Below are 19,827 nucleotides of genomic sequence, written 5' to 3'. Positions count from 1 at the left end.
TTTAAAAGCGAACAGGAACCGATATCTATATTCGGTAGCCTAAAGCCTTATTCTATTATCTTAAACAAAATGAATCAAGATTATATTAAACCAGACAATTGGTCGATTATTGAAGAAGGATTTGATGTAGAACGCGTTAAATCGTCAGAGAGTTTATTTAGTATCGGTAACGGAGCCATGGGGCAACGTGCTAATTTTGAAGAGTACTATTCGGGACCAACATTTCAAGGGAGTTACATCGCAGGTGTATACTACCCAGATAAAACCCGTGTAGGTTGGTGGAAAAATGGCTATCCAGAATATTTCGCAAAAGTCCTTAACGCACCAAGTTGGATTGGTATTAATGTGTTTGTAAATGGTAATCCGTTAGATTTATTTACTTGTAAAGAGGTCGTAGCTTTTAAGCGTGAATTAAACATGAAAGAAGGCTGGTTATCGCGAACTTTTAAAGCAACCTTGCCTAACGATGTAGTAGTTGCTGTTGAAGCCAAACGTTTTTTAAGTTTAGAATTGGATGAGGTTGGTGCCATTTCTTACAGCATCACACCATTAAATGGAACTGCCGAAATTACGTTTGAGCCATATTTAGATTCAGGCATCACTAATGAAGATACCAATTGGGACGATAAGTTTTGGGAAACAACAGCAGTTAGCCAAGACGGGAATAAGGCCTTTATTGAAGCACATACCATGAAAACAGAGTTTAAAACCTGTACGTTTATGGCGTCGCAATGTTTCATAAATAGTGAAAAATTAGCATTAGAGGCTAATGTTTCTCATACAGAACGCAGCATTTCATTTAAATACTCACAGCAAGTAAAGCAAGACGACACGTTTAGTATTCATAAATTTGGAGGCTATACTGTCGATAGAAATCATGAGGCTTCACAATTAGTTTATGCAGCCAAAACGGTACTTGAAAAGGCACAAGATTTAGGATTTCAACATTTATTGGCGCAACAAGAATTGGCTTGGGCTAAAATTTGGGAAATGGCAGATATTACTATCGATGGAGATGTTAAAGCGCAACAAGGAATTCGTTTTAATATCATGCAACTAAATCATACTTATCTTGGTAAAGATGCACGTTTAAATATTGGTCCAAAAGGCTTTACTGGCGAAAAATATGGAGGCAGCACTTATTGGGACACCGAAGCCTATTGTATTCCTTTTTACATGGCGACCAAAGATCAAGAAGTCGCTCGTAATTTACTAGAATACCGTTATAATCATTTAGATCGTGCTATAGAAAATGCCGAAAAATTAGGGTTTACTAATGGTGCAGCTTTGTATCCAATGGTAACTATGAACGGTGAAGAATGCCACAACGAATGGGAAATTACTTTTGAAGAAATTCATAGAAATGGTGCGATTGCCTTTGCTATTTTTAATTACTACCGCTATACACACGATTACAGTTATATTCCAGAAAAAGGCTTAGAAGTTTTAATTGGTATTGCTCGTTTTTGGCAACAACGTGCGACCTATTCTACAGCGAAAAAACAATATGTTATTTTAGGCGTTACGGGACCAAACGAATATGAAAATAACGTAAATAATAATTTTTATACCAACTATATTGCCAAGTGGTGTATTGATTATGCAATAGAAAATATTAAAAAAGTAGCTTCAGAATATGAAGCAGATTTTGACCGTATTCAGAATAAAGTTCAACTGTCTCCAGAGGAATTAGAGCAATGGAAAGCAGTGGCAGGAAACATGTATTTGGCCTTTTCTGAAGAGCAAAATGTGTATTTACAACAAGATGGTTTCTTAGATAAAGAATTAATAACGGTAGCCGATTTAGATAAAGCTTCTAGACCAATTAATCAGAAATGGTCTTGGGATCGGATACTGCGTTCTCCTTATATAAAACAAGCAGATACCTTACAAGGATTCTACTTTTTTGAAGATCACTTTACAACTGAAGAATTAGAACGTCATTTCGATTTTTATGAGCCTTATACAGTTCACGAAAGTTCATTGTCTCCTTGCGTACACAGTATACAAGCTGCAAAATTAAATCGAATGGATCAGGCGTATGAGTTCTATTTAAGAACGTCGCGTTTGGATTTAGACGATTATAATAAAGAGGTTGAAGAAGGTCTGCATATTACATCTATGGCAGGAACATGGATGAGTATTGTTGAAGGATTTGGAGGCATGCGAATTAAAGATAATACCTTGTCTTTCGAGCCTAAAATACCAAAACAATGGGAAGGATATTCGTTTAAAGTGAATTTCAGAAATCAAGTAGTAAAAGTAAAAGTCACCCAGAAAGGAGCAGAATTTAAGCTTGAAAAAGGAGACGATTTAGACATTATTGCAAATAATATAAAAATGCGTCTGCGTTTAGAAGACGAATAAAAGTACCCTTCATTAGGTTTTACTCTCGTTGTTTTTATAAGAAAATGGCGAGAGTTTTACAGCCTAATACTAGTGGTTTAAATGTGTTTTAATTGAAGAGAAATCTCGTATGACTGTATTTAAAAATCGAAAATCACCAAATAAATCAGGCCTTCTTTTCTTTGGTTTATTAGTATTTAATCTTACGCTTCATGCACAAATTACACGTGTAGAGCCTCCTAATTGGTGGGTGGGTTTTAAGAATACAGAATTACAATTATTAGTACATGCAACAGCTGTTGGTAACGCTATTCCAAACATAAATTATCCAGGTGTCACAATTCTAAATGTGCATCAGGCTAAAAGTCCTAATTATTTATTTATCGATTTAAATATAGATGCCTCTACAAAACCAGGTGTTATAGATTTGCGTTTTCAAATGGAAGATGGTTCTGTATTAACCTATAATTACGAGTTAAAATCCCGTGTAAAAAAAGCAGAAGCATATGTTGGTTTTAATAGTAGTGATGCTATGTATTTAATTACACCAGATCGCTTTGCAAACGGGAATTCTAAAAACGATAGTTATACCAATCTTAACGAAACAGGTACAGATCGAGCAGATGATTATGCACGACACGGTGGAGACATTCAAGGGATCATTAATCATCTGGATTATATTCAGGATTTAGGATTTACCTCCATTTGGCCAACACCGTTATTAACAAATAACATGTCCAGTTCATCTTATCATGGCTATGCAATAACCGATTTTTATCAAGTAGATCCACGATTTGGAACTTTAGAAGATTATAAAGCATTGGCTCGAGATATGGACAAGCGTGGGTTAAAACTTATAATGGATATGGTGGCCAATCACTGTGGGAGTTTGCATTGGTGGATGGAAGACTTACCTTTTGAAGATTGGATTAATCAACAACAGGCTTTTGAAAGCCAAACAGATTTAAAAAACTCAAACCATAGACGCACTGCAAATCAGGATTTATACGCTTCAAAAATTGATAAAAAAGAAATGACAGAAGGGTGGTTTGTACCCAGTATGCCAGATCTTAATCAGACAAACCCATTTATGGCCAAGTATATCATTCAGAACAATATTTGGTGGATAGAAACTTTAGGTTTAAGCGGCATTCGTCAAGATACGTATCCGTATTCAGATAAATATTTTATGAGTTATTGGGCTAAATCCATTATGGACGAATATCCAAATTTTAGTATCGTAGGAGAAGAGTGGAGCACAAACCCTTTACTGGTTAGATATTGGCAATCAGGTACACCAAATAAAGAAGGTTATGAGTCGTATTTAACATCGACTATGGATTTCCCCATGCAGGAACACATTGTTAGTGCTTTAAATGAAGCGGAAGGTTGGGATACCGGTTTTGTTAAAATGTACGAAGGATTAGCTATGGATTTTGCATACACTAAGCCAGAAGCTATTTTAATTTTTCCCGACAATCATGATATGGATCGTGTGTTTACACAGTTACATGAAAATGTTGCAAATACTAAAATGGCGTTCAGTTATATGTGTCTCATGCCACGTATTTTACAAATGTACTACGGAACGGAAATTTTAATGCAGAATAGCTCGAAACCAGACAATCATGGACTTATAAGATCAGATTTTCCTGGAGGTTGGAAAGGTGATTCGGTTAATGCTTTCTCAGGTGAAGGGTTAACTACATCTGAAATTGAGATGCAGGATTTTGTTCGGAAAATAATAAATTATAGAAAGCAAAGTCAGGCCATTCACAAAGGGAAAACCATTCATTTTGCTCCAGAACAAGGCGTGTATGTTCTCGCTAGATTAGAGGGAGAAGAAACCGTGGTCTTAATTCTAAATAAAAATGAAAATGAAAATGAGCTTAACTTAAATGTATCTCGTTTTGAGGAGTTGGGATTAACTGGACAAACATTAAAAAATATCATTACCGGAGAAATGGTAACATGGAATCAGAGTTTGAAACTTACCAATCCAGGACCTGTGCTTTTAACCACTAAACTCTAGCAGATGATACCATTTTTAATTATAGGGTTATTTGTTCTTTTTAAGGTTTGCCTGAAGGTTGCCGATGCCGAGATTGCATCAGGAACATTAGATCAGATTTTCCAGTTTTCCTCTAAATATATCACACCAAGAACTGTCGGAGTTTGGTCGTTAGAAGACTATAGCGTGACTAATTTTATAAACACACGGTTGAAGGCGCAGAGTATTTCGAAGCGTCATGGCAAACCAGATTACATATTCCAATTACTTTTCTAAAGTCTTATTAAAATGAAAAATTTATTTCGAATTATATTTTGTGTATGTATATCGCAATGGACTGTTGCGCAGAATAAAAATCGTGTTTTTGTTCAGGCAGAACCCGAAGCAAAGCACTATAAAGTTGAGGTTAACGATGGTTTTTATCGGTTTAGTTTATACAATAGCAACATTGTAGAAACTACATTTGTTCCTAAAGGGGAGCAAATTAAGCCAGATTCTCATGCTGTTGTTTTAAAAGCATATGAAGCGTTTAGTACGATTTCTGAAAAACCAAATGAGATTCTTTTAGCCTCTACTGGTATTGCTGTGCGTATAACCAAGTCGCCATTTCAAATTGCATATACATACAAAGGCCAACCTGTTATTTCTGAAAAGAATGGTTATTCAAAACTTGAAGATGGTGAAGCGATTCAGTTTAATCTAAACGATTCTGAAGTCCTTTATGGCGGAGGCGCAAGAGCCTTGGGGATGAATAGACGTGGTAACCGTTTGCAATTATATAATCGGGCACATTATGGTTATGAATCCCATAGTGAACTAATGAATTTTACATTGCCTATCGTGATGTCGTCTAAAAAATATATGATTCACTTTGATAATGCACCAATTGGATATCTGGATTTAGATAGCAAACAAGATAATACGTTAACTTATGAGACCATTTCAGGACGTAAAACATATCAAGTTATTGCAGCAGATTCATGGATAGATATCGTGGACCAGTATACCACTTTAACAGGAAAGCAACCCATGCCACCACGTTGGGCTTTAGGGAATTTTTCTAGTCGTTTTGGATACCATTCTGAAGCAGAAACTCGAATGACGGTTTCTAAATTTAAAGAGGAAGACATTCCCGTTGATGCAGTGATATTAGATTTATATTGGTTTGGAAAAACGGTAGAAGGCACTATGGGGAATTTAGTTTTCGATAGAGATTCATTTCCAACACCTGAAAAAATGATTAAAGATTTTGAAACTCAAGGTGTAAATACTGTTTTAATTACCGAGCCATTTGTGTTAACCTCATCAAACAAATGGCAAGAGGCTGTAGCGCAAGATGTGATGGCAAAAGATTCTGTAGGTAATCCTTATACTTACGATTTCTTTTTTGGAAATACGGGACTTATCGATATTTATAGTACATCTGGTTTTAATTGGTTTTCCGGAATTTATAATGATTTATTTAAAATGGGTGTGTCTGGTATTTGGGGAGACTTAGGCGAGCCAGAAGTGCATCCTAAAGCATTAATTCATGCCACAGGAACGGCAGACGAAGTTCATAATATCTATGGTCATGATTGGGCCAGATTAGTCTACGAAAGTAGTTTGGATTTTAATAATAAAAGGCGTCCTTTTGTTTTAATGCGTGCCGGCTATTCAGGCTCGCAACGCTTTGGCTTAATACCTTGGTCTGGCGATGTAAATCGAACTTGGGGTGGCTTACGAAGTCAGCCAGAAATTGCTTTGCAAATGGGCATGCAAGGTTTAGGCTATATGCATAGTGATTTAGGTGGTTTTGCTGGCGATAATTTAGATGATGAGTTGTATGTGCGTTGGTTGCAATATGGCGTGTTTCAACCTATTTATAGACCTCATGCTCAAGAAGAAGTGGCTAGCGAACCTGTTTTTAGAGCAGAAAATGCTAAAAACTTAGCGCGAAAAGCCATAACATTACGTTATGCACTATTACCTTACAATTACAATCTAGCGTTTCAAAATAATCAAAAAGGAACACCATTAATGCGTCCGTTATTTTTTGAAAATTCAGATGATAGCAATCTTCAAAATATTGCGAATACCTATTACTGGGGAGATGCCTTTTTAGTGTCGCCAATACTAGAAGCCGGAGTAACAACGCATGACGTGTATTTTCCGAAAAATCATGTGTGGTTCGATTTTTATTCAGATGAAAAGATTCAAGGCGGACAATCTAAAACGGTTGCTGTAGTTAAAAATAGTATTCCAACGTATGTTAAAGCTGGTGCATTTATCCCAATGGCCAAGCCCATGCAAAACACTAAGGCCTACACCGGAAAAGATTTGATACTTCATTATTATAATGATGATACGGTTTTAAAAAGTAGCTATGATTTATATAATGATGACGGTAAAACGTTTGAAGCCTTTGAAAAGGGCGCTTATGAAATGCTTAATTTTTTATATGTAAATGATAAAAAAGGGATTCAATACAGGTTTACATCCAATACAGGAGCATCGTATGCCAATCAAGCTAAACGTATTCAGCTCACCATTCATAACATGCAAACTGAACCACAAAGTGTAAAAATCGGAAAAAAAGAGACGCCGTTTACATATAATAAACGTACACATATTCTGGAAATACCTGTAATATGGGAAACGGAATCTGAGTTAGAAATTAAAATAATATTATAATGATTAAAGAACGTATAGTGTCAATTGCAATGATTTTATTAGTTTTAATCAGCTGTGATTCAAAAAAGAAAGAGACATTGGAAGAAAATATTAAAGCAGAGACTGCTACCGCACCAAAAAAAGAAGTCGTTTATCAAGTATTTACACGTTTATTCGGAAATACCAATACCACAAATAAACCTTGGGGAACCATTGAAGAAAACGGCGTAGGAAAGTTTAACGATTTTACAGATAAGGCTTTAACCGAGATTAAAGATTTAGGAGTAACTCATATCTGGTATACAGGTGTGCCACATCATGATGTTATTACAGATTACACGGCATATGGTATTAGTAACGACGATCCCGATGTTGTAAAAGGACGTGCAGGTTCGCCTTATGCGGTGAAAGATTACTATAATGTAAATCCTGATTTAGCTGCAGATCCAGCGAATCGCTTACAAGAATTTGAAGCTTTAATAGCACGTTCTCATAAGGCTGGATTAAAAGTGATTATAGATATTGTACCTAATCATGTGGCACGAAATTACAAAAGTATAAGTAAGCCAGAAGGTGTAACAGATTTTGGTGAGACCGATGATAAAACAGTAGTGTATCATGTCAATAATAATTTTTATTATAATCCAGGACAGCCATTTGTAGTGCCAGAACGTCCAAATGGTTATGTGCCATTAGGCGGAGATACAAGCAATGCTTTATTAGATGGAAAATTTGATGAAAATCCATCTAAATGGACTGGAAATGGATCGCGTTTACCGCAACCAGATCCAAACGATTGGTATGAAACAGTAAAGATTAATTATGGAATAACTACAGATGGACATCATGATTTTGATAGTTTACCAGAAGGATTTGATGCTAAAGATTACAAAGCACATTTCGAATTTTGGAAAGATAAAACCGTGCCGGATTCTTGGATAAAATTTAAAGAGATAGCTCTGTATTGGACAGCAAAAGGTGTAGATGGTTTCCGTTACGATATGGCAGAAATGGTTCCAGTAGAGTTTTGGAGCTATATGAATTCAGCAATAAAAATGGAAAATCCAGAAGCCTTTTTATTAGCAGAAGTGTATAATCCTAGTTTGTATAGAGACTATATCCGTAAAGGAAAAATGGATTATTTATACGATAAGGTTCAGTTGTATGATACTTTAAAACATGTCATGCAAGGTTGGGGAAAAACAGATGATATTTGGCCAATTCAGCGCGATTTAAAAGATATTGAGCACCATATGTTGCATTTTTTAGAAAATCATGATGAACAGCGTATTGCAAGTCCAGAATTTGCTGGCGATGCTCAAAAAGCAAAACCTGCTATGGTGGTTTCAGCAACCATTAGTACGTCGCCAACTTTAATTTATTTCGGACAAGAATTTGGAGAACCTGGTGCAGAAGATTTAGGATTTGGAGATCCGTCTAGAACATCTATTTTTGATTATGGAACTGTACCAACATTAAATCGCTGGGTGAATAATAAGCAATTCGATGGTGGACAATCTACCGAAGAAGAACTAGAACTATATGATTTTTATAAGCGATTATTAAACTTTACTATTACTAGTGACGCTTTAATGGGCGAGTATCAAGACCTTCATGAATATAATACATACCATACAGAACATTACGGATTAAAACAATTCTCTTATGCCCGTTGGAGTGCCAATGAAAAATTAATTATTGTCAATAATTTTGATGCTAATTATGGTACAGAATTTTATTTAAAACTACCAAAAGGAGTTATTGAGGCTTGGCAATTACAACCCGGCGATTATACATTAACAGATCAGTTATATAATACCTACACCGCACAGTTACATGTCACAGATCAAGGTGCGGAAGTTAAAATTAAGGTAGAGCCTTTACAATCATTTATCTTAAAATTACAATAGATTATGCGTAACTTTATAGTAGTTTTAATATTAGGATGTATGCTTACAGGGTGTCAAAATAAAACAGATAAGACAATGGATAACAGTAGTGTTAAAGCACCTTTCGAGTGGGATGCTGCTACCATCTATTTTATGCTAACCGATCGCTTTAATAACGGAGACACGTCTAACGACAATAATTTCGGTAGAACTAAAGAAACAGGTGTATTACGTGGTTTTGAAGGTGGAGATATAAAAGGAGTAACTCAAAAAATTAAAGCAGGTTACTTTACAGATTTAGGTGTTAATGCCATTTGGATGACACCAATTGTAGAACAAATACATGGCGGAACAGATGAAGGCACAGGTTTGTCTTACGGTTTTCATGGCTATTGGACTAAAGACTGGACCAATTTAGATCCCGATTTTGGAACCAAAGCAGACCTTAAAGAGCTTATAGAAGTTGCCCATAGTAAAGGCATCAGAATTGTATTAGATGCTGTAATTAATCATAGAGGTCCTGTTACAGAACAAGATCCTGTTTGGCCTGAAAGTTGGGTGAGAACAGGCCCAGCTTGCGATTATCATGATTTTGATAGTACTGTAAGCTGTACTTTGGTTGAAAACTTACCAGACATTAGAACAGAAAGTAACGAGGTTGTAGAATTGCCACCACAACTTATCGCAAAATGGAAGGCAGAAGGACGTTATGAAAAAGAGGTAGCAGAATTAGATGCCTTTTTCGAACAAACAGGATATCCAAGAGCTCCGCGTTTTTATATCATGAAATGGTTAGCCGACTATATTACAGAGTTTGGTATAGATGGCTATCGAGTAGATACCGTTAAGCATACAGAACCTTATGTGTGGCGAGAATTCAGAAAAGTTGTCGATACTGCTTTTGCTCAGTTTAAAACAGAACATCCAGATAAAGTCTTGGATGATAATGGATTTTATCTTGTTGGAGAAGTCTATAATTATGCCATTAGTAACGAAAAGGCATTCGATTTTGGCGATCGTAAAGTCAATTATTTTGATAAAGCATTTAATCAATTAATCAATTTTGAGTTTAAATGGAATGCTCAACAAATGGATTATGAATCTATGTTTGTCAAATACGATAGTATACTCCACAACGATTTAAAAGATTACAGTGTTTTAAATTACTTAAGCTCGCATGATGATGGACAACCTTTTGATCCAATGCGAGAAAAACCTTTTGAATCTGCCAATAGATTATTGCTTACGCAAGGTGCTGCTCAAATTTATTATGGCGATGAATCTGCACGTGTTTTACACGCTGATGGTGCAACAGGTGATGCCAATTTAAGAACGTTTATGAATTGGGACGATATAGAGTCTAACCCAACAACAAAAGCTATTTTATCTCATTGGCAACTTCTTGGTCGCTTTAGAGCAAACCATCCCGCTGTTGGAGCCGGCAGACATAAAATGATTTCACAGTCACCTTATGTGTTTTCTAGAACATATGTGAATGGCGATTTTAAAGAAGCTGTAGTTATTGGCTTAAATCTTGAAAAAGGAAAGAAAATTATTCCTGTTGGAAAGGCTTTCCCAGAACGCATGAATCTTCATGATGCGTATTCAAACACTACTGTTACGGTTGAAAATGGAAATGTTATTTTAAATAATGAATACAGTATGGTGTTGTTGGAATTGGCTCACGATTCTAAATAATAACAAAGCTGTATTCTTATTTTAAACCCTATGGTGATCTATTAAATGGATTGCGATAGGGTTTATGCGTTTAAAAGGCGTGGTATTACCATCAACTTATTTGTAAGGAAAAGGGTTATTTATAGTCTTAATAACTATGTCGTTTACATTTCAAAAAATTGTAAGATTATTAACAAGCGATATTTTTATCAGTAATAGTAAATCGGCATCTTTGTATTATAAGTTTAACACTTAAAGAAAGAAAATCATATGCTTACATGGAAAAATGTTATCGATTTTGCAGTAAATGGAAATCCAGAGCCTGAGCGTCGAGTAGAGAAACCTAATGATGAATGGCGTGAGTTATTAACACCAGCGCAGTTTAGAATAGCACGATTAAAGGGAACAGAAGCAGCACATTCAGGAGCGCTTTGTAGTGCACATGAAGCCGGAAAATACGGTTGTGTGTGTTGTGGTACTCTGTTATTCGATTCTACAATAAAATTTGAATCCAGTTCAGGGTGGCCAAGTTTCACTCAGCCCATACAAGAGAATGCCATTAAGTACGAAAAAGATACCGCTTTTGGCATGGTACGCGTAGAAGTGATGTGTAATACTTGCGATGCACATTTGGGACATGTTTTTCCTGATGGTCCGGAACCTAGCGGATTACGTTATTGTGTGAATTCTGAATCTATAACCTTAGAGAAAGCTTAAAATTATGAGTCAAACCATAGAAAAAATCACACTGGGAGGCGGATGCTTTTGGTGTGTAGAAGCTGTTTTTCAACACGTGAAAGGTGTCGAAAAAGTGGTGTCAGGATATACTGGAGGTACAGCTCCTGGAATACCAACCTATCGTGAAATTTGCTCGGGTTTAACAGGGCATGCAGAAGTGGTTCAAATCTCATTTGATACTAATGTCATTTCATTACAAGATATTTTAATTATCTTTTTTACCACTCACGATCCTACGACTTTAAACAGACAAGGAGCAGACCGTGGCACGCAATATCGATCTGTAATTTATTATCATAATAACGAACAGCAACGTTTGGCGCAAACTGTTATCGAACAAGTGCAACCTTATTTTGATCATAATGTCGTTACCGAACTCAGTGCTTTAGGACCGTTTTTTGAAGCCGAAGCGTATCATCAAGATTATTACGAAAATAATACAACACAAGGATATTGCACCGCTGTTATTAGTCCAAAACTGGCTAAGCTAAGAGCTATGCATGCCGATAAATTAAAATAGATATTATTGAAAACTTTTAAAACACATATAGAAGATACATTCACTAAAGAGCTTCCTGCAGATCCAGTTTTAGAGAATGGCAGAAGACAAGTAACGGAAGCGTGTTTTTCTTACGTAACACCCAAGAAAACGTCTCAGCCGCAATTGCTGCATGTGTCACCAGAACTACTAGAAACCTTAGGCATTTCGGAAACAGAAAGTCAGTCTGATGAGTTTTTAAATGTCTTTACAGGAAATGAAGTATTACCGAACACCAAGCCATTTGCGATGTGTTATGGCGGACATCAATTTGGAAATTGGGCAGGGCAATTGGGCGATGGGCGTGCAATTAATTTAACCGAGATTAAATATAAAAATCAACGTTGGGCTTTACAATTAAAAGGCGCAGGACCTACACCGTATTCTAGAACTGCCGATGGATTAGCTGTTTTACGCTCGTCTATTCGCGAGTATTTATGCAGCGAAGCCATGTATCATTTAGGTGTGCCAACTACTCGTGCCTTATCATTAGCCGTAACGGGAGATCAGGTGTTGCGAGATGTGATGTACAACGGAAATTCTGAGTATGAAGAAGGTGCTGTTGTGTGTCGTGTGGCTCCATCTTTTTTACGTTTTGGAAGTTTCGAAATTTTGGCTTCAAGAGAAGATACTAAAACTTTAAAACAGTTAACAGATTACACTATAAAGCATTTTTATCCCGAGTTAGGAGCGCCTTCAAAAGCCGTGTATTTGGAATTTTTTAAAACTGTTTCTAATCGTACATTAGATATGATTATCGATTGGCAACGTGTAGGTTTTGTTCACGGTGTAATGAATACAGATAATCTATCTATTCTAGGATTAACCATAGATTATGGCCCTTACGGGTGGTTGGAAGGTTTTGATTTTGGGTGGACACCAAATACTACAGATCGTCAGCATAAACGTTACAGGTATGGGAATCAGCCTAATATTGGATTGTGGAATCTATACCAATTGGCTAATGCATTATTTCCTTTAATTGAAGATGTAGAAGCATTACAAGCTATTTTAGATGACTATAGAACCCAGTTTGAAACTAAGTCTTTGCAGATGATGCGATCTAAAATTGGACTATTTACTGAAGATGAAACAGATTTAAAACTGATTCAGCGTTTAGAAGATGTGTTGCAAATGATGGAAACAGATATGACTATTTTCTTCAGAAATTTATCAAAATTTGAAAAAGATAAAAAGTCTAACGGTTTAGATCTTATTCAAGATGCGTTTTATAATCCGCAAACAATGCCTAAAGATGCTGAAGTATTCTGGCAGCAATGGTTTCAAGATTATGGGACACGTTTACAACAAGAAACACTATCAGATGCAGAGCGTGCCGAGAAAATGAATGCTGTTAATCCAAAATATGTGCTTCGAAATTATATGGCGCAATTGGCTATAGATGATGCTGAAAAAGGCGATTATGCTTTAATTGATGAATTGTTTCAACTCTTAAAGCAACCTTATGCAGAGCAAGAATCGGCTGAAAAATGGTTTGCAAAACGCCCAGAATGGGCACGAAATAAAGTAGGATGTTCTATGTTATCATGTAGTTCGTAAGCTTACACTATTAATAGTACTAAAAGAAATCACCGTATGAAAAGTCAGAAACTAGTCATTGAAAACGAAAAAGGAGAAAAACTTCAAGCGTATTTAGAGTTGCCTGCAAATCAGAATCCAAATTATTTTGCTGTATTTGCACATTGTTTTACGTGTACAAGTACGTTGTCTGCGGTTAAAAATATTAGTCGTTCGTTAACCAATCACGATTTTGGAGTATTACGTTTCGATTTTACAGGATTAGGGCGAAGCGAAGGTGAATTTTCTGATAGTCATTTTTCTTCAAATGTGTCCGATTTGCTTGCTGTAAGTGCGTATTTAGAGACGCATTACAAAGCTCCCGCATTGATGGTTGGACATTCTTTAGGAGGTGCAGCAGTGATAGTTACATCTTCAAAATTAGAGTCGGTTAAAGCGGTAGCCACTATTGGAGCTCCTGCTACAGTCGATCATGTTACGCATTTATTTTCTCATGGTTTTGATGATATTGAAGATAAAGGCGATGTTGAGGTTAATATTGGAGGCCGACCATTTAATATTAATAAAGAATTTGTAGACGATTTTAGTAAAACAGATTTAATAGCTATCACCGAAAATTTAAGAAAACCATTGCTTATAATGCATGCACCTTTTGATGCTATTGTGCCTATAGATAATGCCGAACGATTATATAAAACAGCACATCATCCTAAAAGTTTTGTCAGTTTAGATCAAGCCGATCATTTATTAACAAACTCCAGAGATAGTGTCTATGCTGGTAATGTTATTGGGGCATGGGTGCAACGTTATTTTGACGCTAAAGACAGCGATATATTAGATACTCAAGGTGAACAACTGGTGGCGCATTTAAATCTTAAAGAAGACCATTTTACAACAAATATTCAGACTAAAAAGCATACGCTAGTTGCCGATGAGCCAGAGAGTGTGGGCGGAGATGATTTTGGTCCGTCGCCATACGATTATTTAAGTGCCAGTTTAGCAGCTTGTACAGCCATGACCCTTAAGCTTTATGCAGAACGTAAAAAGTGGGATTTACAAGAAGTCTATGTTTATATAACCTATTCTAAAAAACATAGTCAAGATTTAAAATTAGATGGTAAGCCAGCAGGGAAAATAGATTATTTAAAGAAAACTTTGAAATTTATTGGAGATTTAGACGACAAACAAAAAGAACGATTAAAGGAAATAGCTTCTAAATGTCCGGTACATAAAACCTTGCAATCCGATACTGAAATAGAAACCAGTATCGAATAAGCACTTTTTTTATGTGATACAGTTAATGAAAATGAGGGCTATTTTACATTTTTGTAATCAACAGCCAACTCATGACATTAAAAGACCAATTTGCACATACGCGAGAACGTTTTAAAACGATTTGCGAGCCTTTACTTACCGAAGATTATTCGGTACAACCTGCTATATTTGTATCGCCTCCTAAGTGGCATTTGGCACATTCAACATGGTTTTTTGAACAATTTGTACTTCAAAAATTTGTAGCAGATTACACGGTTTTTAGTGAAGATTTCGCTTACTTATTTAATAGTTATTATAACAATGCTGGCGAACGTGTATTGCGTCCCAATCGTGGATTAATGACACGCCCAAGTGTAGCATCTGTTTACGCCTATCGTGATTATGTTACCAAACAGTTGTTAACTTTTTTAGATACAGCAGTTTCAGAAGAGGCTAAAAGTATTATAGCATTAGGGATTAATCATGAGCAACAACATCAGGAATTATTTTATTACGATATAAAATATATTTTAGGAAATCAGCCTACATTTCCTAGTATTCAAAACAATTTAAAATTAGAGCCGGTAATCAGCCCGTCAGAATTTATTAACATTTCAGAAGGGTTATATACTATTGGGCATCAATCCGATTCTTTTTGTTATGATAACGAGCAAGGTGTACATCAGGTATATCTTCAAGATTTTCAAATCAGTAAAAATTTAGTCAGTAACTCAGAATATATCGCTTTTATAGAAGCCGGAGGTTATCAAGATTTTAATTTATGGCATGCCGAGGGTTGGGATTTTATTCAGCAAGAAGATATTAAAGCGCCTTTGTATTGGCATAAAGTGAATGGCGTTTGGCATCAGTATACGTTAAACGGATTTCAGGAAGTGCCAAAAAATGAACCGGTGATGCATTTAAGTTTCTATGAAGCTTTTGCTTTTGCCGAATGGAAAGGAATGCGTTTGCCAACCGAGTTCGAATGGGAAGCAGCTTCAAGCAAATTTAAATGGGGACAACTTTGGGAGTGGACCTATAGTGCATATATGCCGTATCCTAATTTTACCAAGGCAGAAGGCGCATTGGGAGAATATAACGGCAAATTTATGGTGAATCAAATGGTGCTTCGTGGCGCATCAATTGCCACAGTAGCAAACCATAGTAGAGCAACATATCGCAATTTTTTTCACGCCAGTATGCGTTGGCAATTTTCAGGACTTAGACTAGTAAAATAATATGGAAACCACAATTATACCAGAAATTGTTCAAGGCTTACAAGCGGAACAAAAACACATTTCTTCAAAGTTTTTTTATGATGATGCCGGCAGTCGGATTTTTCAAGAAATCATGCAAATGCAAGATTACTATTTAACAGATAGTGAATTTGAAATCTTGTCGCTTCAAGCAGAAAAAATTTATCGCGCTTTGGAGTTTTCAGAACCTTTTAATATTATAGAGTTGGGTGCTGGAGATGGGTTTAAAACCTTTAAATTATTAGAATATCTCGTTTCCAAAAATATTCCTTTTAATTATGTGCCTATAGATATTTCGCAAGAAGCTATTAGCATGTTGTGCGCTAAGTTAAAAGAACGATTACCAGAATTACAAATAAAACCTCAAGTAGGCGATTATTTTGAAATTCTAAAAGAAATGTCTACAGAAACCATACCGAATTTGTTATTGTTTTTGGGGAGTAATATTGGGAATTATTTAAGGGCAGATGCTTTAAATTTACTGCGCTTATTTAATGATAATATGAATACAGGCGATAAGTTATTAATCGGTTTCGATTTAAAGAAAAATCCTTTAACCATTCAAAAAGCGTATTTCGATTCACTTGGAGTGACAAAGCGTTTTAATTTGAATTTATTACAGCGAATGAATCGCGAATTTGATGCCGATTTTAAATTAGACGATTTCGATTTTTATTGTCACTACAATCCTACAGACGGCCAAGTAAAAAGTTATTTGGTGAGTTTAAAAGCGCAAACCGTTCATTTTAATGCTATAGGAGAAGCTGTTGTGTTCAAGCAAAACGAGTTAATTTGGACAGAGCTTTCAAAAAAATATAGTGTGTCTGATATTGAAACTTTGGCAGAGCTTACTGGTTTTAAAACCAATGAACATTTTTTAGATTGTAAGCATTATTTTACAGATAGTCTTTGGGAAAAATAGCTAAAGTTTGAAAACTGATTTATGTGGCAATAATTTAAATATAGTTTAGTAACTTCGAGTTTAAATTGAAATACAACATGCCAAAACATACTCAAATAGGATTAGGTTTAGCCGCTATTGGGCGACCAGAATATATAAATATTAAGAAAGACGATATTCCACAAACTCAAGAGGTGTTTCAAGCTAATGCCATGCAGGTTTTAGATGATGCCTATCGTTTTGGAGTACGGTATTTTGATGTTGCACCATCTTATGGTAAAGGCGAACAATTTTTAATCGATTGGCATAACTCAAGAGCCTATCCAGATGTGACTTTAAGTACAAAATGGGGCTATACTTATATGGCTAATTGGGAATTGGGGTATGAAGGGAAACATGAAATTAAAGAGCATTCTCTGCCTAAACTATTAGAACAATGGCAAGTTTCTCAAGTGCTTTTACCCGAACTAAAAATTTATCAGGTGCATTCTGCAACGCTTGAGAGTGGTATTTTTACAAATACAGATGTGCTTAAAGAACTTCATAAAATAAAACAAGACACAGGTGTTCAAATAGGAATATCTACTAGTGGTTCCAATCAAGCAGAAATTATAGAAAAAGCTTTAACCATTAATATAGAAGGCGAAGATTTATTTAGCAGTTTTCAAGTTACTTATAATGTGTTTGAGCAATCTACATTTAAAATTTTAAAAACACTTTTAGGCGATCAAAAAACCGTTATTATAAAAGAGGCTTTAGCAAATGGGCGTGTATTCCCGAACGACACCTTTTCAAATTACCAGGCTGCTTACACTTACTTTCATGTATTGAGCAAGAAATATAATGTGGGCATAGATGCCATTGCTTTACGTTTTGTAATCGATAGTTTAGAGCCTCATGTAGTTTTAAGTGGTGCTTTAACAAGTCCTCAGCTTCAAGATAATTTAAAAGCTTTATCATTTCAGCTTGCTACAGAAGAAATTCAACAACTTCAAATATTCGCTTCACCGTCTCAGTTGTATTGGGAAGAACGCAGTGCCTTAGCATGGCGTTAAGTTTAAAATCAATCTAATACGATCAATTTTAAAACGATTAGAGTCAATCTAAGCTGTACTATCATCCTACCTTTGAAGTATTAAGTTTAACCATTAAAATTAATACAATGAAAAATTTAGGAACTACAATTATAGGAGTTGTCGCAGGAACTGCATTAGGTGCAGCAATGGGTATATTATTTGCTCCAGACAAAGGAAGTAAAACACGTAAAATGATTGCTAAAGAAGCAGATACTACAAAAACAAAAATTGCAGATCACGCTTCAGAATTAGCCGATACAATTGCTAAAAAAGTGAATGTTAAAAAACAAACTTTAGATGAGCAATTAGAACATGTTGTAACAGACGCTAGTCATAAGTCTAATGAAGTTATTGATGCTCTTGAAAAAAAATTAGAAGTATTAAAAACAAAAAATAGACACTATCGTGATGAAGCTAAAAACGGAATCAAAAAATCTACCGTAACAGCATAATCTACCTTTAAATTTTTAGATATGAACATTTTTGAAGCCATAAGACACGATCATGATATTCAGCGCGATTTGTTAGATAAATTGGTAGATACTTCAGGCGATACCTCTAGAAGAGATGAGCTTTTTAAAGCTGTAAGAAATGAATTAGAGGTACATGCAGATGCGGAAGAGCGTCATTTTTATAAGCCTTTAATCTCTACAGATATGATGCAAGATCATGCAAGACATGGTATTGCAGAGCATCATGAAATTGATGAATTGATTGAGCAGCTTGAAGAAACCGAATACGATTCGTCTGCCTGGCTTAAAATTGCTAAAAATTTAAAAGAAAAAGTAGAACATCATTTAGAAGATGAAGAACATGCGTTTTTTCAACTGGCAGGTAAAACTTTGTCAGAAAAAGATAAATTAGATTTAGCTTCTAAATATGAAACATATATGAAAAAGAATAGATAAACTTAGGTTGGTTAGTTAGTTTATTCAGGCACTAAATTTGTGTAATTCGTTACATAGATTTGGTGCCTTTTTTTATGAAATCTAATTTCATATCAGATAAAAGCAAATTAAAATGAGGTTCTCAAAAATCATTTTAATAGTTTTGAAACTTAATAGACATAATATATGAAGACAGCAAATGAGCTATTAGAGTTATTAGATTTAAAATCTATAGATTCAGTACAATTTGAAGGTGTAAGCAAAACTATTGGTAGTCCGCATGTTTTCGGCGGACAAGTTTTAGCGCAGTCTGTAAATGCAGCGTATAGAACCATTACAAATCAGCGTGTTTTACATTCTTTGCATGCGTATTTTTTAGAAGCTGGTGATCTTAATCTGCCTATTGTTTACGACGTAAATGAGGTGCGTGATGGCGGAAGTTTTTCTACACGCCGTGTGCTTGCTAGCCAAAACGGAAAAGCTATATTTATATTAGCTGCATCTTTTCATAAGTTAGAATCAGGATACGATCATCATATACAAATGAATGCCGACTTAAAACAGCCGGAAGAATTATTAAGTTGGACAGAAATGTTATCGAGGTATGGAAGTGTGTTGCCTAAAATCACCAAACATTTTTTAGAAATAGAACGCCCCATAGAATTTAAACCTGTAGAAGTTGTTAATCCGCTAAAACAGGAAAATTTACCACCGTACTCTAACGTGTGGTTTAAACTTAAAGATCCACTTCAAGATTCAGATTTAGCGACTAAACAGCAAGTTTTAACATATATATCAGATTATAATATCCTCGCAGCAGCATTATTACCACATGCCAGTAAAGCACATTTCGGAAATACACAAATGGCAAGTTTAGATCATTCTATGTGGTTTTTTAGAGATTTCGATTACGACGATTGGATGTTATATTCTATAGAAACACCTAATGCATCTAATGCACGCGGATTTGCTAAAGGAAATATTTTTTCTCGAGATGGAAAACTTATAGCGTGTGTGGCGCAAGAAGGTTTAATGCGTCCGATGGTCAAGAAATAAAAGTGAA

At 35.5% G+C, this 19,827-nt stretch carries 15 protein-coding genes; all 15 read left to right on the top strand.

Annotation, left to right across the window (positions count from 1 at the left end; translation table 11 throughout):
- Nucleotides 1-69: 69 nt before the first annotated feature.
- Nucleotides 70-2,367, top strand: a complete 2,298-nt coding sequence (locus AST99_RS14185; protein ID WP_057782780.1) for a glycoside hydrolase family 65 protein — start codon at nucleotides 70-72, stop codon at nucleotides 2,365-2,367.
- 109 nt (nucleotides 2,368-2,476) lie between these two features.
- On the top strand, nucleotides 2,477-4,378 hold the full coding sequence (locus AST99_RS14180; protein ID WP_057782778.1) for a glycoside hydrolase family 13 protein: 1,902 nt from the start codon (nucleotides 2,477-2,479) through the stop codon (nucleotides 4,376-4,378).
- A gap of 267 nt (nucleotides 4,379-4,645) precedes the next feature.
- Complete coding sequence (locus AST99_RS14170; protein ID WP_057782774.1) at nucleotides 4,646-7,030, top strand: glycoside hydrolase family 31 protein; 2,385 nt, start codon at nucleotides 4,646-4,648, stop codon at nucleotides 7,028-7,030.
- A complete protein-coding gene (locus AST99_RS14165; RefSeq protein ID WP_057782772.1) occupies nucleotides 7,030-8,919 on the top strand; it encodes an alpha-amylase family protein in 1,890 nt (629 codons plus the stop codon). Before AST99_RS14170 ends, AST99_RS14165 begins: the two co-directional genes overlap by 1 nt.
- Nucleotides 8,920-8,922: 3 nt before the next feature.
- Complete coding sequence (locus tag AST99_RS14160; RefSeq protein WP_057782771.1) at nucleotides 8,923-10,596, top strand: alpha-amylase family glycosyl hydrolase; 1,674 nt, start codon at nucleotides 8,923-8,925, stop codon at nucleotides 10,594-10,596.
- Nucleotides 10,597-10,845: 249 nt separating this feature from the next.
- Nucleotides 10,846-11,292, top strand: a complete 447-nt coding sequence (msrB, locus tag AST99_RS14155) for a peptide-methionine (R)-S-oxide reductase MsrB (protein ID WP_057782768.1) — start codon at nucleotides 10,846-10,848, stop codon at nucleotides 11,290-11,292.
- 4 nt (nucleotides 11,293-11,296) lie between these two features.
- A complete protein-coding gene (msrA, locus tag AST99_RS14150; protein ID WP_057782766.1) occupies nucleotides 11,297-11,833 on the top strand; it encodes a peptide-methionine (S)-S-oxide reductase MsrA in 537 nt (178 codons plus the stop codon).
- Between the two features lie 6 nt (nucleotides 11,834-11,839).
- A complete protein-coding gene (locus AST99_RS14145) occupies nucleotides 11,840-13,411 on the top strand; it encodes a protein adenylyltransferase SelO (protein WP_057782764.1) in 1,572 nt (523 codons plus the stop codon).
- Between the two features lie 36 nt (nucleotides 13,412-13,447).
- Entirely contained in the window at nucleotides 13,448-14,665 is a 1,218-nt protein-coding gene (locus AST99_RS14140; RefSeq protein ID WP_057782761.1) for a bifunctional alpha/beta hydrolase/OsmC family protein, read from the top strand.
- 71 nt (nucleotides 14,666-14,736) lie between these two features.
- Complete coding sequence (gene egtB / locus AST99_RS14135; RefSeq protein ID WP_057782759.1) at nucleotides 14,737-15,882, top strand: ergothioneine biosynthesis protein EgtB; 1,146 nt, start codon at nucleotides 14,737-14,739, stop codon at nucleotides 15,880-15,882.
- 1 nt (nucleotide 15,883) lies between these two features.
- Nucleotides 15,884-16,822 (top strand): L-histidine N(alpha)-methyltransferase, encoded by a 939-nt coding sequence (locus tag AST99_RS14130; RefSeq protein WP_057782757.1) that lies wholly within the window; start codon nucleotides 15,884-15,886, stop codon nucleotides 16,820-16,822.
- Nucleotides 16,823-16,899: 77 nt separating this feature from the next.
- On the top strand, nucleotides 16,900-17,856 hold the full coding sequence (locus tag AST99_RS14125) for an aldo/keto reductase (protein WP_057782755.1): 957 nt from the start codon (nucleotides 16,900-16,902) through the stop codon (nucleotides 17,854-17,856).
- A 107-nt stretch (nucleotides 17,857-17,963) separates the two neighbouring features.
- A complete protein-coding gene (locus AST99_RS14120) occupies nucleotides 17,964-18,329 on the top strand; it encodes a YtxH domain-containing protein (RefSeq protein ID WP_057782753.1) in 366 nt (121 codons plus the stop codon).
- A 21-nt stretch (nucleotides 18,330-18,350) separates the two neighbouring features.
- Nucleotides 18,351-18,785 carry a hemerythrin domain-containing protein gene (locus tag AST99_RS14115; protein WP_057782752.1) on the top strand — a complete coding sequence of 145 codons (435 nt, stop codon included), beginning with the start codon at nucleotides 18,351-18,353 and terminating at the stop codon, nucleotides 18,783-18,785.
- A gap of 165 nt (nucleotides 18,786-18,950) precedes the next feature.
- Nucleotides 18,951-19,820, top strand: a complete 870-nt coding sequence (locus AST99_RS14110; RefSeq protein WP_057782750.1) for an acyl-CoA thioesterase — start codon at nucleotides 18,951-18,953, stop codon at nucleotides 19,818-19,820.
- Nucleotides 19,821-19,827 lie beyond the last annotated feature (7 nt).

Origin of the sequence: Formosa algae, from assembly GCF_001439665.1 — a bacterium.
Taxonomy (GTDB): Bacteria; Bacteroidota; Bacteroidia; order Flavobacteriales; family Flavobacteriaceae; genus Formosa; species Formosa algae.
The sequence above is the reverse complement of the archived record's forward strand: the minus strand, read 5'-3'. Positions and strand labels throughout refer to the sequence as shown.